General features: G+C 72.5%; 23 protein-coding genes. 8 read left to right on the top strand and 15 right to left on the bottom strand.

The features are described from left to right. Positions 1–60 precede the first annotated feature (60 nt). Entirely contained in the window at positions 61–360 is a 300-nt protein-coding gene (locus ACN28G_RS28365; RefSeq protein WP_421480738.1) for a DUF4190 domain-containing protein, read from the bottom strand. A 273-nt stretch (positions 361–633) separates the two neighbouring features. Here ACN28G_RS28365 and ACN28G_RS28370 point away from each other — a divergent pair, with 273 nt between their 5' ends. From ACN28G_RS28370 to ACN28G_RS28380, 3 genes are read left to right on the top strand one after another with little or no spacing between them, the layout of a single operon-like run. Next, positions 634–1,131 (top strand): DUF2231 domain-containing protein, encoded by a 498-nt coding sequence (locus ACN28G_RS28370; protein WP_091433609.1) that lies wholly within the window; start codon positions 634–636, stop codon positions 1,129–1,131. After that, positions 1,128–1,673 carry an Hsp20/alpha crystallin family protein gene (locus tag ACN28G_RS28375; protein WP_091433612.1) on the top strand — a complete coding sequence of 182 codons (546 nt, stop codon included), beginning with the start codon at positions 1,128–1,130 and terminating at the stop codon, positions 1,671–1,673. Before ACN28G_RS28370 ends, ACN28G_RS28375 begins: the two co-directional genes overlap by 4 nt. Beyond that, positions 1,670–2,947, top strand: a complete 1,278-nt coding sequence (locus tag ACN28G_RS28380; RefSeq protein ID WP_421480739.1) for a glycosyltransferase family 9 protein — start codon at positions 1,670–1,672, stop codon at positions 2,945–2,947. The genes ACN28G_RS28375 and ACN28G_RS28380 overlap by 4 nt, the downstream gene beginning before the upstream one ends. A 197-nt stretch (positions 2,948–3,144) precedes the next feature. On the opposite strand, the gene ACN28G_RS28385 is transcribed toward ACN28G_RS28380, so the two are convergent. Next, a complete protein-coding gene (locus ACN28G_RS28385) occupies positions 3,145–3,993 on the bottom strand; it encodes a glycosyltransferase (RefSeq protein WP_421480740.1) in 849 nt (282 codons plus the stop codon). Continuing rightward, positions 3,990–5,945, bottom strand: coding sequence for a D-glycero-beta-D-manno-heptose 1-phosphate adenylyltransferase (gene rfaE2 / locus ACN28G_RS28390; RefSeq protein WP_421480741.1), 1,956 nt, complete (start codon positions 5,943–5,945; stop codon positions 3,990–3,992). Before rfaE2 ends, ACN28G_RS28385 begins: the two co-directional genes overlap by 4 nt. A 132-nt stretch (positions 5,946–6,077) precedes the next feature. Between rfaE2 and ACN28G_RS28395 the strand changes: the two genes are divergently transcribed. Continuing rightward, a complete protein-coding gene (locus ACN28G_RS28395; RefSeq protein ID WP_421480742.1) occupies positions 6,078–7,733 on the top strand; it encodes an MDR family MFS transporter in 1,656 nt (551 codons plus the stop codon). 31 nt (positions 7,734–7,764) lie between these two features. On the opposite strand, the gene ACN28G_RS28400 is transcribed toward ACN28G_RS28395, so the two are convergent. The 6 genes from ACN28G_RS28400 to ACN28G_RS28425 form a co-directional block, all read right to left on the bottom strand. Next, entirely contained in the window at positions 7,765–8,256 is a 492-nt protein-coding gene (locus ACN28G_RS28400; RefSeq protein ID WP_091433620.1) for an NUDIX domain-containing protein, read from the bottom strand. Between the two features lie 227 nt (positions 8,257–8,483). Then, positions 8,484–9,494, bottom strand: coding sequence for an NADPH:quinone reductase (locus ACN28G_RS28405; RefSeq protein ID WP_091433623.1), 1,011 nt, complete (start codon positions 9,492–9,494; stop codon positions 8,484–8,486). Positions 9,495–9,540: 46 nt separating this feature from the next. Next, a complete protein-coding gene (locus ACN28G_RS28410; RefSeq protein WP_091433626.1) occupies positions 9,541–10,677 on the bottom strand; it encodes a glutathione-independent formaldehyde dehydrogenase in 1,137 nt (378 codons plus the stop codon). A gap of 125 nt (positions 10,678–10,802) precedes the next feature. Further along, entirely contained in the window at positions 10,803–11,456 is a 654-nt protein-coding gene (locus ACN28G_RS28415) for an HAD family hydrolase (protein ID WP_421480743.1), read from the bottom strand. Positions 11,457–11,579: 123 nt separating this feature from the next. Continuing rightward, positions 11,580–12,401 (bottom strand): SCO6745 family protein, encoded by an 822-nt coding sequence (locus ACN28G_RS28420; protein ID WP_091445812.1) that lies wholly within the window; start codon positions 12,399–12,401, stop codon positions 11,580–11,582. A 26-nt stretch (positions 12,402–12,427) separates the two neighbouring features. Further along, entirely contained in the window at positions 12,428–13,087 is a 660-nt protein-coding gene (locus ACN28G_RS28425) for an FKBP-type peptidyl-prolyl cis-trans isomerase (RefSeq protein WP_091433631.1), read from the bottom strand. A 168-nt stretch (positions 13,088–13,255) separates the two neighbouring features. Here ACN28G_RS28425 and ACN28G_RS28430 point away from each other — a divergent pair, with 168 nt between their 5' ends. Further along, positions 13,256–13,648: a PPOX class F420-dependent oxidoreductase gene (locus ACN28G_RS28430; protein WP_421480744.1), complete on the top strand. Its 393-nt coding sequence runs from the start codon at positions 13,256–13,258 to the stop codon at positions 13,646–13,648. Positions 13,649–13,717: 69 nt separating this feature from the next. Here the strand turns inward: ACN28G_RS28430 and ACN28G_RS28435 are convergent, their stop codons facing one another. Together ACN28G_RS28435 and ACN28G_RS28440 are read right to left on the bottom strand one after the other, a co-directional pair. Then, a complete protein-coding gene (locus tag ACN28G_RS28435) occupies positions 13,718–14,401 on the bottom strand; it encodes a hypothetical protein (protein WP_139135558.1) in 684 nt (227 codons plus the stop codon). Between the two features lie 192 nt (positions 14,402–14,593). Further along, positions 14,594–15,796, bottom strand: coding sequence for a Ku protein (locus tag ACN28G_RS28440; protein WP_421480745.1), 1,203 nt, complete (start codon positions 15,794–15,796; stop codon positions 14,594–14,596). A gap of 128 nt (positions 15,797–15,924) precedes the next feature. Between ACN28G_RS28440 and ACN28G_RS28445 the strand changes: the two genes are divergently transcribed. Both ACN28G_RS28445 and ligD read left to right on the top strand, forming a co-directional pair. Continuing rightward, on the top strand, positions 15,925–16,878 hold the full coding sequence (locus ACN28G_RS28445; RefSeq protein ID WP_175440721.1) for an ATP-dependent DNA ligase: 954 nt from the start codon (positions 15,925–15,927) through the stop codon (positions 16,876–16,878). Then, the gene (gene ligD / locus ACN28G_RS28450; protein WP_091433642.1) at positions 16,868–17,776 is read left to right on the top strand and encodes a non-homologous end-joining DNA ligase; all 909 of its coding nucleotides are present in this window, start codon (positions 16,868–16,870) and stop codon (positions 17,774–17,776) included. The genes ACN28G_RS28445 and ligD overlap by 11 nt, the downstream gene beginning before the upstream one ends. 87 nt (positions 17,777–17,863) lie before the next feature. Here ligD and ACN28G_RS28455 read toward each other — a convergent pair whose 3' ends face one another. The 3 genes from ACN28G_RS28455 to ACN28G_RS28465 form a co-directional block, all read right to left on the bottom strand. Further along, positions 17,864–18,469, bottom strand: coding sequence for a hypothetical protein (locus ACN28G_RS28455; RefSeq protein WP_421480746.1), 606 nt, complete (start codon positions 18,467–18,469; stop codon positions 17,864–17,866). A 102-nt stretch (positions 18,470–18,571) separates the two neighbouring features. Further along, positions 18,572–18,859, bottom strand: a complete 288-nt coding sequence (locus tag ACN28G_RS28460; protein WP_091445815.1) for a hypothetical protein — start codon at positions 18,857–18,859, stop codon at positions 18,572–18,574. Beyond that, a complete protein-coding gene (locus ACN28G_RS28465) occupies positions 18,856–19,170 on the bottom strand; it encodes a hypothetical protein (RefSeq protein ID WP_421480747.1) in 315 nt (104 codons plus the stop codon). Before ACN28G_RS28465 ends, ACN28G_RS28460 begins: the two co-directional genes overlap by 4 nt. A 360-nt stretch (positions 19,171–19,530) precedes the next feature. Between ACN28G_RS28465 and ACN28G_RS28470 the strand changes: the two genes are divergently transcribed. Next, complete coding sequence (locus ACN28G_RS28470) at positions 19,531–19,749, top strand: winged helix-turn-helix domain-containing protein (RefSeq protein WP_091433648.1); 219 nt, start codon at positions 19,531–19,533, stop codon at positions 19,747–19,749. Positions 19,750–19,867: 118 nt separating this feature from the next. Here the strand turns inward: ACN28G_RS28470 and ACN28G_RS28475 are convergent, their stop codons facing one another. Further along, positions 19,868–20,272 (bottom strand): hypothetical protein, encoded by a 405-nt coding sequence (locus ACN28G_RS28475; RefSeq protein ID WP_091433650.1) that lies wholly within the window; start codon positions 20,270–20,272, stop codon positions 19,868–19,870. Between the last annotated feature and the right edge of the window lie 77 nt (positions 20,273–20,349).

Raw genomic sequence — 20,349 nt, forward strand, 5'->3', positions numbered from 1 at the left:
GACAGGCCCGCCAGAGGAGTCGGCCCGCCCCGGGGTGCGGGACGGGCCGGGGCGCGCAGGTCAGTTGGCGGTGGTGGCGGCCGGGTCGGCGTTGGCCATCAGCACGACGAAGATCACGAAGAAGAGAACCGAGAGGCCGGTGAAGAGGTAGCTCAGCACCAGGCCGGCCTTGGCCAGCCCGGCACCCTGCTCTCCGGTCTGCCGGATCTGCCGCTTGGCCAGGTGACCCAGCACGATGCCGACCGGGGCGGCGACGAAGGCGAAGACCAGCGACAGGATCGCCAGGATGTTGGTGCCGCCGGCCCCGCCGGTGGGGGCGGCGGCGGACTTGTGGCCTTCGTGAACGGTGGCCTGGCTCACTGGAACCTCCCGTGTGGACCGTCGTCGGTGGCGGCACTGGTTTCCGCTCCGCCGCATCCATAAACCTGCCAGGTGCGGATCGGCCCGGCCCGTTGACCGTCACTGGGACCCACCCGTCCCCGTTGATCTCGGTGACGGCGTCCGCGCGGCCCCACCGCGCGCGAGCGCCGCGGTCAGGTCAGGAGCGCGCCGGACGCGAGGTTTGCCCCCGAAACAACGGGGTACGGCCTGAGCAGCAGATCCCGGACGCCCGAGGCAGTGGAGAGGCGCACGATGGAGAGCCGACTGAAGGTGCTGGGCCATCCCGTCCATCCGATGCTGGTGATGTTCCCGGTTGCCCTGCTGGTCACCGCCGTACTCTTCGACGTGGTCGACACCGTCGGCGGGCCGGACTTCCTCGGCGAGGTGGCGTACTGGAACATCACCGTCGGTCTGGTCGTCGGTCTGCTGGCTGCGGCGGCCGGGGTGTTCGACCTGCTGGCGATCCCCGCCGGCACCCGCGCCAAGCGGGTGGGCCTGACCCACGCCGCCGCGAACATCGCGGTGATCCTGCTCTTCGCCGCCGTCTGGGTGGTCCGGCTCAACGCCGAGTCCCGGGCCGCCGGAGGCGCGTTGATCGCGATCGAGGTGGTCGGCGTGGCCATCCTCGGCATCAGCGCCTGGCTCGGCGGCGAGCTGGTCGACCGGCTCGGGGTCGGGGTGGACCGCGACGCCGACCTGGACGCGCCCAGCTCGCTGCGGCCCGCCGCCCGGTCGGGGGAGCCACGGTGACCGAGCCGGAGCGCGGCTGGTGTTCGCCCGGCTGGGACCCCGTCGGCGAACTCCAGGCCCTGCGCGCCGAGCTGAGCCGGCTGATCAACGGCCGGTCCGGGCCGCCGGAGGTCGAGCTCTCCGAGGTCGCCGAGGGCTGGGAGGTCGTCGTCCGGCTACCCGGGGTGGCCCCCGAGGAGGTGGCCGTCGAGCTGGACGACCGGGAGCTGTGCGTACGGGCCCGTTCGGAGGCCGAGGTCAACGCCGACCAGGGCATCCCGGGCGGCTTCGAGACCCGTGGCTTCGAGTACCGGGTGGACCTGCCGGCCCGGGTCGACCCCGACTCGATCGACGCGGTGATGGACCACGGACTGCTCCGGATCCGGTTGCCCCGAGCCTCCCGCCCGCGACCGCGCACCATCACCATCGGCGGCACCAGTCGCCGGCCGCCCGGCCGTACCGCGCCACCGAGGGCCGGCGGCGGCGCGCCGCGACCGGTCGACCCGGCCGCCGACCGGGAGCTGCACCACCCGGACACCCGACCCGACGACGACCGGCGATGACGGACCGCCCGGCCACCCCGTCCCGGTTCACACCCGTCGGCAGTCCGCCGGTCGGCGGTGCCGCCCCGGGCCTTCCGGCCGACGGTTCCGGGCTGGGCCTTCCGGCCGGCGGTGCCGCCCCGGGCCTTCCGGCCGACGGTTTCGGGCTGGATCGGGACCGGCCGGTCGACGGGCCGGGCCCGCTGGGTGAGACGCGGGGTCGGGGGTTGGTGCCGGAGGTCGAGCGGATCGCCGTACTGCGGGCCAACGCACTCGGTGACTTCATCTTCATCCTGCCGGCGCTCGACGCGCTGCGGGCGGCGTACCCGGGGGCGGAGATCGTGCTGCTCGGCGCGCCGTGGCACGCGAAGCTGCTGCGCGACCGGCCCGGCCCGGTCGACCGGGTCGCGGTGGTGCCGCCGGCCCCGGGGATCCGGGCGGCCGAGCCGGGCGAGGCCGAGGGCCGGTTGGCCGCCTTCCTGACGGCGGCCCGTACCGAACGCTTCGATCTGGCGTTGCAGCTGCACGGCGGCGGTGCGAACTCCAACCCGGTGGTCAGCGGGCTCGGCGCCCGGGTCACCGCCGGTCTGCGCGCCGAGGACGCCCCGCCGCTGGACCGTTGGGTCCGTTACGTCTACTACCAGCACGAGGTGCTGCGGTACCTGGAGGTGGTCACGCTGGTCGGGGCCCCGGCCACCACCATCGTGCCGAGGTTGGCGGTCACCGACACCGACCGGGCCGAGGCCCGCGCCGTGCTCGGCGAGCCCGGCCGGCCCCGGGTGGCGCTGCACCCGGGGGCCACCGACACCCGCCGCCGCTGGCCCGTCGAACGCTTCGCCGAGGTCGCCCGGGAGCTGGCCACCGCCGGGTACGAGGTCCTGGTCACCGGTACGCCGTCCGAACGCGCCGTGGTGGACCGGCTGGTCACCCTCGCCGAGGCGCCGGTCCGGCCACTGGTCGGCACGCTCGGCCTCGGCGGGCTGGCCGCCTGCTACGCCGAGTGTGCCCTGGTGGTCTCCAACGACACCGGTCCGCTGCACCTGGCCGCAGCGGTGGGCACGGCGACCGTCGGCGTCTACTGGGTGGGCAACCTGATCAACTCCGGCAGCCTGGTACGCGACCGGCACCGGCCGATCGTCTCGTGGACCGTGCACTGCCCGGTCTGCGGCGTCGACTGCACCCGGGGCCTCTACCCGCACCGCGACGGCAGCGGGGAATGCCCGCACCGGGACTCCTTCGTGGCGGACGTACCCGCCGCCGAGGTCCTGGAAGCCGCCCACGAACTCCTCACCTGACCCGCCGCCCCGTCGCCCGCGCTCGCCGCGCGCTCTCCGCGCCGCGCGCTCTCCGCGCCGCGCGCTCTCCGCGCCGCGCGCTCTCCGCGCCGCGCGCTCTCCGCGCCGCGCGCTCTCCGCGCCGCGCGCTCTCCGCGCCGATTCGGGTGTGAGAAGGGGACCCTTCTCGACTGTATGCGTTAAGCAGGGGCCCTTCCTTACAGGAGTTGCCAGGCTTCGACGGCGCGGTCGGTGACGGTGGTGGGGGACTCCAGGTGGTAGGCGCCGCTGGGCAGGACGCCGGCGCCGCCGTGGGACGCCAGCACGGACAGTTGGGCGGCGACGTCCTCGCCCTGGTGGTTCGGCGGTAGCCGCCGCCAGAAGTCGAAGCCGCCGGAGTCGACCAGTTTCGCCCGGTCGTACAGCACGCAGCCGCCGATCCAGGAGACCCGGTACGCCCGCCAGCTCTCCGGCGTGAGGTCCAGTCCGGCGGTGACGTGCAGCAGGTTCGCCGCCGAGTGGATCTGCGCCCGGTCCCATTCCGGGCTGCCCGGCCGGATCCGCTCCGGCACCGGCGGGCCGTCCCACTCCCGGTAGTGCCGGTGCGTCTCGGGCCGCACGTCGTCCAGGTACGACAGTCCGTGTACGCCGTTGCCGACGAACCCGCAGCCCAGCTCCTCGATGGCGGTGACCAGCCGGTGTACCGCCCCGGGTTCCAGCCAGACGTCGTCGTCGAGGCAGAGCACGTACCGGGCGGTCGAGGCGGCCAGCAGGTACGCCCGGTGTTCGGCCAGGCCGCGCCGGGGCAGCCGCCGGGTGAGCAGCACCGGGTGACCCCGGTGGCGCAGGGCCCGGACCATGGTGGCCGCCGCCGGGTGGGCGAAGCCCGGCGGGTCGTCGGACTGGTCGCTGACCACCACCCCGAATCCGGGTACGCCCTCCTGGGCGGCCAGCCCGGCCAGGGTGACCGCCAGTTCGGCGGGGCGGTCGCGGGTGGGGATCAGCACGTCGAGCAGCCGGTCCCGGCGGAACTCCTGCACCGAGCCGGTGGCCAACGGCCGGTTCACGACGGCGTGCTCGGCACGGTCTGCTCAGGACCGGGCCGGGACGCGGCCGGGTCGGCCGGCGAAGCGGCAGGGCCGGGCGGGGTCGTGGCAGGGCCGGGCCGGGTCGCGGCGGGATCGGGTTCGGTCGGTAGGTGGTGGGCGCGGATCCGGTCGATGATCGCCGAGGTGGACCGGTCCGGGACGTACCCGAGGGTGCGCACCTGACCGCCGAGGCGGCGGACCAGCGGTGCCTCGGGCACCATCTCGGGCGGGTAGTCGCCGCCCTTGACGTACACGTCGGGGCGGAGGGCTCCGATCAGCCCGGCCGGTGAGTCCTCGGCGAAGACCACCACGTGGTCCACGCAGGAGAGTGCGGCCAGCAGGGTGACCCGGTCCTCGACCGGGTTGACCGGCCGGTCCGGGCCCTTGAGCCGGCGTACGCTCTCGTCGGAGTTGACCGCCACCACCAGCAGGTCACCGAGGCCCCGGGCCTGTTCCAGGTAGCGGACGTGGCCGGGGTGCAGCACGTCGAAGCAGCCGTTGGTGAAGACCACCGTCCGGCCCGCCCGTCGGTGTTGGGCGACGATGGCGCCCAGCTCGTCCGGGCCGACCAGCACCGGTCGTACCGTGCTGGTCGGTGCCTCGCCGCCGAGCGCGGCGAGCAGGTCGTCGCGGCGGCACACGCAGGTGCCGGTGTCGGAGACCGTGCTGGTGGCGGCGAGTTGGGCGAGCTGCGCGGCGACCGGCAGCGGTGCCTCGGCGGCCAACGCCAGGGTCATCGCGGCGAGGTACACGTCCCCGGCGCCCACCGCGTGGCTGGCCGGCACCGGGGTGCTGTGGCTGCGCCGGGGGGTGCCGTCGGCCCCGCCGACCACCGCGCCCTCGGTGTCCAGGGTCACCGCCACCACGTCGGCCCCGGTCTGCTCCCGCAGCTCGGTCAGGCGGGACTCGGCAAGTACGGCCCGGTCCACGCCCTCGCCGACGGTGGCGTTGACGGTCACCCCGGTACCGGTCACGCTCGACCCGTCCACGGTCATCGCCACCCGACCCTCAGCCGCCGTCGGCTCCCCCCGCGGCCCGGGTGCACCGGCCGGCGGGTAACCGTCGGTGGGCGCGGACCGGGCGGCCGGCCCGGACGAGTCGGTCGGCCCCGATCCTGCGGCGGCCGGTAGTGGCCCGGCGCGGCCGGGGGCGGCACCGACGGTCAGCTCGGACGGGCCGTCGGAGGGGTCGCTGCCCGCGTGTTCCAGGTGCAGGTCGCTGCCGCCGGAGCCGGCCGCGCCGGGGGTGGCCCGGGCGAGCAGCCGGGTCGCCTCGGCGAAACTCGGGGTCACCACCGTGGGGGCCAGCCCGTGCCAGTCGGCGAGGTCGTGCGCGTCCAGGGCCACCGTGGTGAAGCGGTCCCGGGCGGCGATCAGCCAGGCGCGTACCGGTGCGGGCAGGGCGCCCAGGCCGTAGTCGCAGACCACCAGGGTGGGGCGCTGCCCACCGGCGGCGGCCCGCAGCTCCTCGGTGGCGCAGTCCATGGCGGTGAGCAGCCGGGCCACCCCGTCGGCGGTGAGCGCGTCCTCCGGGTCGCCGGAGTCCTCGCGCAGCAGGATCTGCCGGTCGGCGAGCATCCGGCGCTTCACCGGGGTCGGCCGGCCGGGTTCGTTGACGGTACGGTCCCAGACGCCGGCCCGGTCCAGGCAGTCGTGCAACTCGTCACCGGCGACGTCGCCGCCGACCGGGGCGACGAGGACGGCCCGCCCGCCCAGCGCGGCGATGTTCACCGCCGTGTTGGCCGCGCCACCGGCGGCGGAGATCCGCCGGCGCAGGGTGAGTACCGGGGCCGGTGCCTCCCGACAGAGGCGCTCGGAGTCGGCGAACCGCCACTCGTCGAGCATCGCGTCCCCGATGACCAGTACGGGCCGTCCCAGCCAGCTCTGCACGACGGTGGCGAGCCGGTGCTGTTCCGCTGCTGCTCCTGCCATGCCCTGCCGGGTCCCCCGGGCGACCCCGGTCAAACCTGGCTCCGGACCGGGCTCCCGCCCGTCAGTTCTCCGGTTCCGCCGGACGCACTGACTGAAGAGGCATAATCCGGGCCAGGCGGGAAACCGGCTACCATGACGACCCATGCGGCCCGCCCGGTGTTGACCGCACGACAGTTGCGCCTGCTGATGGCCGGGTTGATGACCGGCATGCTGCTCGCCGCGCTGGACCAGACGATCGTGGGTACCGCGCTACCCACGATCGTCGGCGAGTTGGGCGGGATCGACCACTACTCCTGGGTGGTGACGGCGTACCTGCTGGCCTCCACCGCCTCCACCCCGCTGTACGGCAAGATGGCCGACCTGTACGGGCGGCGGCCGGTGTTCCTCTTCTCCATCGGCACGTTCCTGCTCGGCTCCCTGCTGGCCGGGTTGTCGCAGGACATGACCCAGTTGATCGTCACCCGTGCGGTGCAGGGGGTGGGGGCCGGTGGGCTGATGACGCTCGCCTTCACCATCATCTCGGATGTGGTCTCGCCCCGGGAGCGGGGCCGCTACCAGGGGGTGTTCGGCGCGGTCTTCGGCGTGTCGTCGGTGGCCGGGCCGCTGGTAGGCGGTTACTTCGCCGAGACCAACTGGCGGTTGATCTTCTACCTGAACGTGCCGCTGGCGATCCTGGCCATCGCGGTCTGCTCCCGGGTGCTGCGGCTGGTGCCGTTCACCCGGCGGCGGCACGCGATCGACTGGCTGGGCGCGACGCTGCTGGTCGCCGGGGTGAGCTGCCTGCTGCTGGCGCTGAGCTGGGGCGGCACCTCGTACCCGTGGCGCAGTCCGGTGATCGTCGGACTCTTCGCCGCCGGTGCGGTGCTGGCGGCGGCCTTCGTCTTCCAGGAGTCCCGGGCCCGCGAGCCGATCCTGCCGTTGCGGCTGTTCCGGGGCCGAACCTTCACGCTTGCCAACGTGGCCGGTTTCGTCCTCGGCCTGATGATGTTCGGGTCGATCATCTTCATCCCGCTGTACCTGCAGATCGTCAAGGGCGCCTCGCCCACCCGCAGCGGCCTGCTGATGTTGCCGATGATGGCCGGCATCATCGTGACCTCCATCGTGACCGGCCGGGCGATGAGCCGGCTCGGGCGGTACAAGTGGTTCCCGGTGGCCGGTTCGGCGGTGCTGCTGGCCGGGATGCTGCTCTTCACCCGGCTGCGGGTGGAGACCTCGCTCTGGATCGCCTTCGGTTTCATGGTGGTGATCGGGGTCGGGCTGGGGCTCAGCATGCAGTCGCTGGTGCTCGGCGTGCAGAACGCGGTGGACCCGCGTGACCTGGGTGCCGGCACCTCCTCGGCGACCTTCTTCCGGTCGCTGGGCGGCTCGTTCGGGGTGGCCATCCTCGGCGCGGTGCTCGCCGGCCGGCTCGACACCGCACTCGCCGACCGGCTGCCCGCCGCGATCGCCCAACTGCCGCCCGACCAGGCCGCCGCCGTCACCGCCCAGGGCGGCACCGACATCTCGATCAACGCGCCGGGTGCGATCCTGGCCCTACCCGAGCCGGTACGCGCGGCGATCCAGGCCGCCTTCGTCGAGGCGCTGCACCTGGTCTTCCTGACCACCGCGTTGATCGCGGTGCTGGCGGTGCTGGTCACCCTGGCCCTGCCGAACGACCAGCTCAAGGGGGCCGCCGACGACGACCCGCGGACCGGCGACGCCCCAGCCCCCGGCGGCCGGCCACTGGCGAAGGAGTCCAAGGAGGAGGCGGCGACCAGCATGGAGGCCAAGAGCCAGACGATGCTCTGAGCGTCGGGCCCGCGCCGCGGTCAGCGGTGGGTCACTTCAGGATCAGGCGGTTGGTCTGCTCGAAGACGGCCAGGTCGGCGAGGGTCTCCGGGACCGAGGCGGAGAGCGGGCCGGGGAACTGCCCCGGCCGGAAGAAGCCGGCGTCGGTGGTCTCGTCGGTGGTCCGGCTCAGCTGTCCGGACCACTCGTCGATGCGGAACGCGGCGGTGAAGATCTGGTACGTGTGGCCGTACATGTTGGTGTGGGTCCGGTCCGGGCCGGTGTAGAGGGCGAAGGCGCTTACCCGCAGGGCGCGTAGCCCGGTCTCCTCGCGCACCTCGCGTACCGCGCAGTCGGCGATCGACTCGCCCAACTCCATCGCGCCGGCCGGCAGCGCCCACTGACCGTTGTCGGAGCGCTGGATCAGCAGGATCCGGCCGGCGCTGTCGCGCACCACCGCGCGGGCGCCGACGAACATCAACGTCCGGTCACCGGCGAGTGCGCGTAGTTGGCCCACGTACGAGTCAGCCCAGGAGATGCTCACCCGGACAATTTACGAGGGTTCGCCGCTGCGGTGGGGCGTTCCGGGGTTCCCGCCGTAACGTTTTCCGGTGGGTCGTCGCCTTGTGGGGTAGGGGGCAACACTCCTCGATCCCTCCCCACAAGGGGCGGCCCCGGCGTTCGCACCGCGCCGGGGCCGCCCCGCCCTCCATTGTCGCGAAACTTATTCGCTTTCGCCCTGGTGACCGGAAATTCCGGACAACCCGGATCTCACTCGGTGGTGGTGACCAGCACCTTGCCGACCACCGAGTTCTCCACCGCCCGGTGGGCGGCGGCGGTCGCGGCCAGCGGATGGTGGTGCAACGGCAGTCCGGCCGCCGCGCCGACCCGTAGTGCGCCCTGTGCCGCCGCGGCGGCCACATCCGCGACCCCGTGCGCCTTGGCCGCCCGAGGCGCGGTGTAGACCAGCACGAACTGCCAACGGGCGTTCTGGGCCATCAGCGGACGGATCGGCAGGGTGACCTCGGCACCGCCGTCGTCGGCGTACACGCAGACCACGCCGCCGGGGGCGACGACCTGGACGTCGGTGGCGGCGTTGCGCGCGGCGGAGACCTCGACGACCGTGCGCACACCCTGCGGCGCGACGGCCCGGACCTCGGCCACCACGTCCTGCTCCCGGTAGTCGATCACGTGGTCGGCCCCGGCCGCCGCCGCGAGCTGCGCCTTCTCCGGGCTGCTGACCGTCGCGATCACGGTCGCGTCGGCCCAGCGGGCCAACTGGATCGCCGCGTTGCCCACCGCGCCCGCCCCACCCTGCACCAGCACCGTACGGTCGGCCAGCGCGCCCGGGTGCAACCGGTCCGGCATCGTCTCGCCCACGGTCAGGCACCGGTGCGCGGTCAGGAACGGGATGCCCAACGCGGCACCCAGGTCGAAGGAGGCGTCGCCGAGGCGTACCGCCTGGGTCACCGGGACCACCGTGTACTCGGCGGCCGTGCCCCAGGGCCGCTGCCAGGCGGCCTCCCAGAGCCAGACCCGCTCACCCGTCAACGCCCGGTCCACACCCTGACCGACCGCCTCCACCACCCCCGCGCCGTCCTGCCCGGGGATCTGCCAACCCGCCGACAACCAGCCCTGCTGGCGGGCCTTCCAGTCGGTCGGGTTGACCCCGGAGACGGCCACCCGCACCAGCACCTCACCCGGGCCGGGCTCCGGCACCGGCCGGTCGACGAGCTGCAGCACCGAGGCGTCCCCGGCGGATTCGTACACGATCGCCTTCATCCGGGGACGGTACCCGCCCCACCGAAGATCATGCCGTTCGGCGCGCTCAGGCCGCGGGCTTGAGCACCACCTTGGAGTAGCCCGCCTCGCGCTTGTCGAACCGTTGGTACGCCTCGGGCGCGGCATCCAGCGGCAGCTCCTTGCTGACCACGAAACTCGGCGTCGCCCGCCCCGCCACGATCAGGTTGCGCAGATACTCGTTGTACGCCTTGACGTTCGCCTGCCCACTGCCCATCCGCAGGCCCTTCTCGAAGAACCTGCCCATCTTGACCAGCAGCTCACCCCGACCGGAGTGCTCATCCGGCGCGCCCGGGTCATGCGCCAGGTAGAGCCCGACCACCCCGATCATCCCGGTCGCCCGGACCACCTCGATCAGGCTGTTCAACACCGCCGCCGGCTGCTCCTGCCCACCCGCGCCGTGCGCCTGGTAGCCGACCGCGTCCACACCCCGGTCGGTGCCAATGCCGTCGGTGCGGTCCAGGATCTGCCCGACCGGGTCACCGGCGGAGAAGTCGATCGGGGTGGCCCCGATCGACTCGGCCAGCCGGAGCCGGTCGGCGACCCGGTCCACCACGAAGACCTCCGCCGCCCCCATCAACAGCGCCGAGTACGCGGCCATCAACCCGACCGGCCCACCACCCATCACGGTGATCGTCTCGCCGGGGCGCAGCTCACTCATGGCCACCCCGTGGTACCCGGTGGGGAAGATGTCGGCCAGCATCGCGAAGTCGTTCTCGAACCCGGTGCCCGGCGGCAGCTTCAGACAGTTGAAGTCGGCGAACGGCACCCGCAGGTACTCGGCCTGCCCACCCCGGTACGGGCCCATCGACACGTACCCGTACGCGCCACCGGCGAAGCCGGGGTTCACCGTCAGACAGAACCCCGTCTTACCGGCCCGGCAGTTGCGGCAGAACCCGCAGGCCACGTTGAACGGCATACTGACCCGGTCACCGACGCGCAGGCTGACCACCCCCGGACCGGTCTCCACGATCGTGCCCATGTTCTCGTGACCGAAGACGATGCCCGGCTCGGCGTCCGTGCGCCCCTCGTACATGTGCAGGTCAGACCCGCAGATCGCGGTCGTCGTGACCTTGACGACCACGTCGTTGGGATCCTCGATGCGCGGATCGTCGACCTCGGTGACCGTCACGTCGTGCGGCCCCTGGTACACCACAGCCCTCATACCCCGACCGTAGGCCCACCCCGCCCCCACCACCCCCCACTCCGGTAAGGAAGGGCCCCCTGTTAACGATTTTTGTATAGCGGGGCACCCCTCTCACCGGCTGCGGGAGGTGAGACGCCGGCGGCTCAGGTGAGCTGGTCGACCACCTGCGGGGTCAGGTCGGCCACCGTGCGCAGGACCACCGCGGCGAGCGCCTCGGCGTCCGGGTCCAACGGGTACGCCCCGTGCGGGATCGCCACCACCCGCATGCCGGCGGCGGCTGCCGACCGTACCCCGTTGGAGGAGTCCTCGACCGCGGCGCAGCGGGCCGGATCGACGCCGAGCCGCTCGGCGACGGCCAGGTAGACGTCCGGAGCGGGCTTGCCCCGCGCGGTCCGCTCGGTCGACAGCGTCGCCCCGAAGGCGTCGGTCAGCTCGGTGGCGACCAGCGCCGCCTCGATCAGCCGGGTCGGGGAGGAACTGGCCAACCCCAGCGGCCACCGCGCGGCCAGCCGGCGCACCACCCGGTCCGCGCCGTCGATCACCGGCACCCGGGCGGCGTACCGGCGGGCCATCTGGTCGACGACCTCGGCGGCGACCTGCTCGGCGCTGCGGTCCACCCCCAGCTCACCACTGAGGTACGCGGCCCACTCGCCGGTGCTCATCCCCATCAGCCGCCGCTGGGTGTCCGGTTGCCAGGTGCCGTGATGATCGGCCACGTACGCCCGGCGGACCTCCTCCCACACCGGCTCGGAGTCCACGATCACGCCGTCCAGGTCGAAGATCACTGCGTCTACCACGCCCCCATCCTGCCCAACCCACCCCCGACCGAAGGAAGGGCCCCTTGTTAACACCGCGGAGTGAGAGGGGAACCCTTCTCTACCGAAAGCGTTAACAAGGGGCCCTTCCTTACCCGCGGGGGGCTAGGCCGGGGGTGGGAGGCCGATCGGGTTGTCGGTGGGGATGACGCTGTGGCAGCGGCGGGCGATCGGGCCGAGCAGCTCCCGCAGGCGGGCGGTGTGTGTCGCGCCCAGCGCCTCCCACGGCCGGGCGGCGGCCAGATCGGTGGCGTCCTCCACCGCCTGGAAGGCGGCGTGACCGTCGGCGGTCGGCTCGCCCTCGGCGGTCAGCCAACCCCGCTCGGCCAGCCGCCGCTTCGCGGCCTGCCACTGCTGCTCCGACCAGCCGCGCCCGAGTAGCCCCTGGGCGGACAGGTCCACGGCGGCCCGCCAGGCGAGCGTCTCGACCGGGTCCAGGCCGGCGCTGACCAGAGCTGCGACGTGCCCGTCTCCCCGGTGCTCGCGCAGGGTGGTGGCCGCCTGCCAGAGCCGGGCCAGCGGGTACTCGGCGGTCGGCAGGGCCGCGTTGGCCGCCGCGAGCACCCGGCCGGCGCAGTCAGCCTCCCCGGCCGCCGCCTCCAGCAGCGCGGCGGCCTCGGCGAGGTACGTCTCGGGCAGCTCGTAGGTCAGCTCGGCCAGGGCCTGCACGGCACCGGTCAGCCGGGCCCGCAACGCCTCCTGCGGGCCGGCCAGCTCCCAGACCGCCGGCAGCGCCCGGGCCACCATGTGCGGCGCGAAGGCGAAGAACGCGGCGGTGACCGGTGCCGCGTCGACCGGCCCGAGCGGCGCGGCCCGGCCGGCGAAGTAGCCCCGCCAGTACCCGCGCAGCCCGACCGACTCGTAGGCGGCCCGCGACCGGGGGTGGAAGTAGGTCACCGCGTGCACCGGCTCGACGTGGGTCCACATCGACCGGGCCGGGTGCCCCGGCTGGGTCACTGGGCGGCGAGCACGTCGACGACGAAGCGCAGCGGGCCGGTCGGCCGGCCGCCGGAGGCGTCGTCGCCGTACGCCAGGTCGGACGGAAGGTCGAGCTGCACGCGGCTGCCGACCTTCACCCCGACCAGGCCCTGGTCCCAGCCCTTGATGACCTGGCCGACGCCGATCGAGAAGGTGGCCGGCTCGCCCCGCTCCCAGGACGAGTCGAACTCCTTGCCGTCGGCGTAGAAGACCCCCACGTAGTTGGTGGTGATGCTCTGGCCGGACTTGACCTCCGCGCCGGTGCCCTCGATCAACGGGGTCACCTTCAGCTCTTTCAGCTCACCCTGGCCCGCCTCGACCTTCGGCTTGCTGCCCAGGGCCGGGTCCGCGCCCTCGGGCAGCTGCGGCGCGGGCGGCGCGCCCGGCGCGTTGGGGTCGGCGGCGGGGGCGGAGGCCGAAGGCTCGCTGGCCATGGTGTCGGCGGGGTCGTCGTCGCCCTGGCCGACGACCACGAACACCCCGATCAGCACCGCGGCCACGGCCAGGCCGGCGAGGCCACCGGCCCACGCCTGCCGGCGTCGCTTGGCCTCGGCCGCCTTCTGCGCCGCCAGTTGGGCGGCCAGTCGGCGCTGGGACTTGGAGGCCTGGGCCTGGCCACCCGTACGCTCGCTCACGTCGTCGACTCCCTGCTGGAGAGGTGGTGTGCGTCGGCGCCGGACACCGTCGCCGACGCACACGGTACCTGGTAGGTGGCGCGCTGCCGACGATCGATGTTGTCACGAGTGACTCCTGGGGCGGTTCGTGCCGGTGATCCCACCGGGTTCGGGGGTACTTTCAGCCCCATGACGATCCTCACCGACGAAGACCTGGCCCTGCTCGCCGAGCCGCAGTTGGCGCACGTGGCGACCATCGAGCCCGACGGCAGCCCGCACGTGACCCCGGTCTGGGTGGACACCGACGGCGAGACCATCGTGTTCAACACCGCCAAGGGTCGGCAGAAGTACAACAACATCCTGCGCAACCCGGTGGTCGCGGTCAGCGTGGTGGACAAGGCCGACGACTACCGCACCCTCTGGGTCAAGGGCAACGCCGAGTTCGTCACCGAGGGCGCCGACGCGCACATCGACAAGCTGGCCAAGAAGTACCTCGGCCAGGAGACCTACCCGTTCCGCCAGCCCAACGAGGAGCGGATCATCGTCCGGATCACCCCCACCCAGAAGCTCGGCCGCGGCTGAGGTGTAAGGAAGGGCCCCCTATTATCGCTTTCTGTTGTATAGGGGACCCTTCCTTACACCTGGGAGGGGTTAGCTGGGGGATCGACCTTGGCGGGGGGCTGCGGTCGGAGTGCCGTGCCAGGCGGGGTTGGTCGCCGACGGCTGTTGGTAGGAGGCGCCGGCAGAGGTCAGGGCGGCGGCGTTCGCCACCAGCGCCTGCGGCGCGGCTCCGGCGGCACGGATCGCGAAGGCCTGCTCGACCAGCGGTTTGACGGCAGTGGCCAGCTCCATTTTGGCCTGGCTGGCCACCGCCTCGGCGTGCCTCACCTGGTTGATGTCCGTGTGTGTCCCGGCGGCCGAGAGCGCGTCGATGAGCTGCTTCTCCTGCTGGCTGAAAACCCCCCGGACCTCGGTCAGGTAACTCACCGCAGTAGACTTCTGACCCTCGGGAGTGAACTCTGGTCTTGGCGGTGGAATGACGATGTGATCCGGGTTCCGGTAGATCATCGACTCCGGTTGACCGAACGGGCCGGGTACGGCCTCCTGGTAGCTGGAATCCTCCTTGCCGTAGGTCGCTCGGTACTGCTGGGCGGCGTCTCGAATGCCCAGCACCCGGCCGGCTTCCATCAGTTTGTCGAGCGGCCTGGCGACCGCCGGATTCATGACGATCGCGCGGCGTTCCGCATCGGTGAGGCGGGTCGTGGCTTCCTGGAGGGGACCTTCGTCCAGGTATCGGGCGAGTTGTGTTGCTCTGGCGTCTGTGTGTGGATCCATGAGGTGCTCCTGAGGGGCAAGAGGGCGGCTGGTGGCACCGGGGGGGCGGTCAGCGGACCAGACGTGACAACGATGATGTCCGAACTCCCGAGCCGCCAGCGGAACCGGTACCTACGTACTACGGCACCACCCGTGACCTGGTTCACTCGGTCACGGGCTGACTGCCACCCGGTGCCGGACGGCGGTGGCTGTTCAGGCCGACTTGCGCGGGGCGGCCTTCTTCGGGGCGGTCTTCGTCGTCGCCTTCTTCCCGGCTGCCCCGCCGGAGCGGGCCTCCTTCGCCGAGGAGTGCTCGGCGGTCTTCTTCGCCGGCGCCTTCTTCCCAGCCGACTTCGCCGCACCGGACCGCGCCGGCTCGGACTTCGCCGCACTGGACCGCGCCGGCTCGGACTTCGCGGCCCTGGACCGCGCCGGCTCGGACTTCGCCGCACTGGACTTCGCGGCCCTGGACCGCGCCGGTTCGGACTTCGCGGCCCGCTCGGACTTGGTTCCCGTACCCGACTTCGCGGCCTTGCGGGCCGAGCGAGCCGAGGTGATCGGCGTCGGCTCACCGGCCCCGCCACCCCGGCCGGCCCCGGTCCTGCCGCCCCCGAAAGCGGCGGCCCCGCCGCTTTCGCCCCGGGCGGCCTTGGCGCGTTCCACGGAGGCCTTCAGCGCGGCCATCAGGTCCACGGCGGCGGCCGGGGCCTCCTCGGCCTCCTCCGGCTGGACCACCTCGCGACCCTCCACCTTGGCGTCGATGACCTCCTGCAACGCTGTCCGGTAGTCGTCGGTGAAGGCCTCCGGCTGGAACTCGCCGGCCATCGAGTCGATCAGGGAGCTGGCCATCGCCAGCTCCGGCGCGCGGATCTTCAGGTCCTCGTCCAGGAAACCGAAACCGGGGGTACGGACCTCGTCCGGCCAGAGCATCGTGTTGAGCAGCAGCACGCCCTCGCGTACCCGCAGGGTGGCGAGCTGTTCGCGTTGCCGCAGCGCCACCTTGACGATGGCCACCCGCTCCGAGTCGGTCAACGCGTCGCGTAGCAGCACGTACGGCTTGGTGGCGGTCCCCTCCGGCTCCAGGAAGTACGCCTTGTTGTAGAGGATCGGGTCGACCTGCTCGGCCGGGACGAACTCCAGCACGTCGATGGCGCGGGAGGAGGTCAACGGCAGGTCGGCGAAGTCTTCGTCGGTGAGGATGACCAACTCGCCCCCGCCCAGGTCGTACCCCTTGGCGATGTCGTCGTAGCTGACCTCCTCGCCGCAGATCTGGCAGGTGCGCTTGTACCGGATCCGGCCGCCGTCTTCCCGGTGTACCTGGTGGAAGCGGATGTCCTTCTCCTCGGTGGCGGAGTAGAGCTTCACGCCGATCGAGACCAGACCGAACGAGACGGCCCCCTTCCAGATGGCCCGCACGCTGCGCTCCTCCCGCCGGCTCCGCCGCAGGTAGCCGGTACTTCTCAGGATGGCAAAGGATCGAAGCCCAGGTGACCGGTTCGGCGGGCAATTAATGTCGAAAGGTGCCAAAAGCGCCGCTCACCCCGATGCTCGCGATGACCGGCCCGCTGCCCCGCGGTGCCGGCTGGGCGTACGAGTTCAAGTGGGACGGCATCCGCGCGCTGGCCGACATCCGCGCCGGCCGGCAACACCTGTACGCCCGTACCGGCGTGGAGATCACCGCCGCGTACCCGGAGCTGGCGACCCTGCCCGGTCAGCTCGCCGCGCGGCCGGTCGAGGAGGGGCCACCGATCGACGACGCGTTGTTCGACGGTGAGGTGGTGCTCTTCGCCGGCGACTCCGGGGCACCCTCGTTCACCGCGTTGGCCGAACGGATGCACGTGCGGGACCGGGACCGGGCGGCGCGGCTGGCGGCGGTCGCCCCGGTGACGTACATGATCTTCGATCTGCTCCGGCTGCGGGGTGCGGACCTGACCGGCTGGCCCTACCACCAGCGGCGGGCGACCCTGGCCGGGCTCGGGCTCGGCGGCAGCCGGTGGGCGGTGCCGCCGGACTTCGCCGACGGGCCGGCGACCTGGGCGGCGGCCGGCGAACACGGGCTGGAAGGGGTGCTGGCCAAGCGGGTCGGCTCGGTCTACCGGCCCGGGGTCCGCTCGCCGGACTGGGTGAAGGTCAAACTGGAGGTCACCGGGGACTTCGTGGTGGGCGGCTGGCGACCCGGGGCCCGTCGGATCGGCGGCCTGCTGGTCGGGGTGCCCGGCCCGGATGGGCGGCTGACCTACCGGGGACGGGTCGGTGGGGGCATCGGCGCGACCATGGAACGACAGCTGCTGCGGGAGTTGGAGCCGCTGCGGACCGGCGCGTCCCCGTTCGCCGGGGACGTACCCCGAGAGGACGTCCGGGGCGCGATCTGGGTGACCCCGACGGTGGTGGTGGAGATCAAGTACGGCCAGCGGACCCCGGACGGGCGACTGCGCTTCCCCCGGGTCCTGCGGCTACGCCCGGACAAACCGGCCGAGGAGGTCACCGATGCCCAGTGAGCGGCTCCGGGTCGAGGTGCAGGGGCGGGCGCTGGAGCTGTCCAACCTCGACAAGGTGCTCTACCCGGCGGCCGGATTCACCAAGGGCGAGGTGATCGACTACTACACCCGGATCGCCCCGGTGCTCCTGCCGCACCTGGCCGACCGGGCGCTGACCCGGATCCGGTACCCCAACGGCGTCGACGGCGGCTCGTTCTTCGAGAAGAACGCCCCCGCCGCCACCCCCGACTGGGTACGGGTGGCCACCCTGCCCGCGCCCGGCTCCCGCAAGGGCCGGGACACCATCGACTACGTGGTCGCCGACGACCTACCCACCCTGGTCTGGCTGGCCAACCTGGCCGCCCTGGAACTGCACACCCCGCAGTGGCGGATCGGCGCGCACCCGGACCTGCTCGTCGTCGACCTGGACCCGGGCGCCCCGGCCGGGCTGCGCCAGTGCTGCCAGGTGGCGCTGCTGCTGCGCGACCGGCTGGCCGCCGACGGGGTACGGGCCTTCCCGAAGACCTCCGGCAAGAAGGGCATGCAGCTCTCCTGCCCGATCGCCGGCACCCAGTCCGCCGAGTTGGTCAGCTCCTACGCTCGCCGGGTCGCCCAGGAGTTGGAGGGTGAGCACCCGAAGTTGATCGTGTCGAAGATGGCGAAGAACCTCCGCCCCGGCAAGATCTTCATCGACTGGAGCCAGAACAACGCGGCGAAGACCACAGTCGCGCCGTACTCGCTGCGGGCCGCGCCGACGCCTACCGTCTCCACCCCGCTGACCTGGGACGAGGTCGAGGCCGGCGCAGCCGGCAAGGGTCCGGCCCGCACCCCGTACGGCCCCCCCGAAGTCCTAGCCCGAGTCGATTCCCACGGCGACCTCCTGGTAAGGAAGGGCCCCTTCTTAACGCTTCCGGTATAGCGGGGCACCCCGCTCACCATCGAGGGTGCCGGTGAGCGGCGGACTACGGCAGCCGGGGACCACGGCGGGCGGGTCAGGGGGCGGTGGTCAGCGCTTGAAGACCGTGCGGGCGAGGTTCCTGAGATCGTGGTGGCCGGTGGAACTGCTGGCCTGACCGGCCGCCGGGCCACCGCCCAGGTTGGCTGCCGCGGCGACTCCGGAGTTGCGCCCTCGAACGATGTCCCGGGCCGCGCCGGCCACCACCGGAGTCAGTTCTCCCAGCCGGTTCTCGTACCGCTGACGGGCTTTCAGCAGCAGATCTTCGGAGGTTGCCAGTCCACTCCTGAGTGCGGCCTCGTAGGCGGTGGCCTCGGGATGGGGGATCCTGTTGGCCCACTCGTACCCCATCGCCTGCATGTTGATGTCGTCGTGGGCCTGGCGCGTCGTGTAGTGCACGACCTCCCCGGCGTCGTCATACCCGACATGGTGTCCGGGAGTCTGGAACGAGCCGCCCCCGAGCGCCTTCTCCTTGATCCCCTCGTGCCGCAGCCACTCGACAAGGTCGGCCTTCGCGGCCGCGAACGCGCCGGCCGCCGCACTGTCCTGGAACAGGGTCTGCCGCTCAGTGTCGGTCAGTTTGTCGAGCTGCTTCGCATCTCTCCTCGGAAGTCGCTTGCCGAGATCGTCAAGGATCTGCTGGTCGTTCTCGTCCATCTCCGTCACTCCACATCGGCCTGAGTAGGGGCTGCCCCGTCTACGGCCGCGGCTTCGTCCCGGTTCAATCGGTTCCCGGCGACGTCGAGTGACACCGACGCGTCACCCGGCGGCACCGTAGCGGCGCTGGTTGCCACGGCTGGTGCAGGCCGCGACGTGGTCGGTGGGCAGCCCGCACCGCGCGCCGCCGGGCAGTCGCCGGTCACAGAAGACCCGATGATGTACGCCCTGCTCGTCCTCCCGCGACACGGTCACCTCCCCGACGTCGACCGCGCGGCTGAGCCGCACCAACACCCGAGCGGCGGTACGGGCGAAGATCCGCGCCCGGAGCAGATCCGGTACGCCGACCGGCAGGTGGATCACCCACCGGTCCTCGGGTCCGCCGCTCACCGGCGCGCCAACTCGGGTAGGCCGGCGGCCTGGGCGGACTGCCACGAGCGCAGCGTCCGCTTGATCCGGGCGTTCTCCTCCCGGAGCGCCCCGAGCGCGGTCTGGGCCACGGTCAGCTCGTCGGCCACCAGGTGCAGGAACTCGGTCACCTCGACCGGGTCCAGCCCGTGTCGGCGTACCGTGAACCAGCGGTGCCGGACCTGCCACGGCCGTAACGGCATCCGGTGGGCCGCCGCCCGGTGGCGGCCGGGCGGTTCGGCCAGGTCGGCCGGGCTCGGCGCGGGTCGGAATCGGCGCAGCAGGGATCGCATCGGTGCCGCCTTTCGCAGGTCGGTGGGGGTGGACCGGCCGGCGCAGCCTTCGATCGGCGGTACGCCGGCAGGGCACATCACGGGGGCCCGGGGCGGCCGGACCGGGGGATGGCCCGGCCGCCCCGGACCGGGGGGAGTAAAGCCGACGCGACGGGCCACCACCACGGCAAGCGCCAACCGACCGCAGGCACCCCATCACTAAAAGCAACGGTACGGCTGTACGCGCAGCAGTGTCAAGAGGGCACGCAGTGTCTTCATTGGCTCCACCTATGTCACCAGTTTCAAAACCCTTAGCTGTGTTGATCCTGCCAACCCGCGCGTCGATACTGGCGGTGCCAACCGACTGCAAGGGGCCCTGCTGTGCCTATCCCGCCGACCATGGCCGAGCTCGTCGACGATCACATCAGGCGTATCGAGGAAGGTGAGTGGTCGCCGGGCACCCAGTTGCCTGCCGCGCACGTGATGGCCGACGAGTACAACGTGTCTCTGTCGACCATCAACCGGGCGTGGGCGACGTTGCGCAAGCGCGGCGTACTGGTTGGGCGGCCTGGTCGGGGGGTTTTCGTCGCCGAGCGGTAGCCGAGGGCTGCCGAGCCGGGCTCAGCACTCAAAGCGTGGACGCGACCATGCGGGCTGATCGCGTCCACGGTAGGGGTGTGTCGTCGCTGGGCGGGGAGCGGGGCTCAGGCGGGCCCGGTCACCGACCCGATCGGCGCTGCTGCGGCGGTACGCCGTCCTTGAAGAAGTGGTCGGCCCCGGGCCGACTGGCCGCGCTGGTCCGGCCCGGCGCGGCCGGGTCCTTCAGGTACTGGCCGGGCCAGGCACCCGTCGTCCGGGTCTGCTCCGCGAAGTCGTCGGCCGTCGGCCGCCGCGGACTCGGCTCGCTGTCGACCCCCGGTACGACGTAGAAGTAGCCCTTTCCGCCCTGGCTGGTTGAGGTCGACGGAGCCGGCGCGGTCGGGTCCGGCCCGCCGTACTGCGGTGCCCGTGCCTGGGCCGCCCACGCCTGGGCGGGGTCGAAGCTGGGCTGCGCCGGGGAGGTCGTCGGCGCTGCGGTCCGGTGCGAACCGTTGGCCCACGCGCTGACGAAAGCGTTGAGCATCGGCTCTCCAGTCTCTCGTCGTCCGTGCCGATCCGATCGAGTCCGCCCAAGGGTCTGCTGCGGGGATCGATGGGTAC

Origin of the sequence: Micromonospora sp. WMMA1923 (assembly GCF_049179195.1) — a bacterium.
Lineage (GTDB): Bacteria > Actinomycetota > Actinomycetes > Mycobacteriales > Micromonosporaceae > Micromonospora > Micromonospora yangpuensis.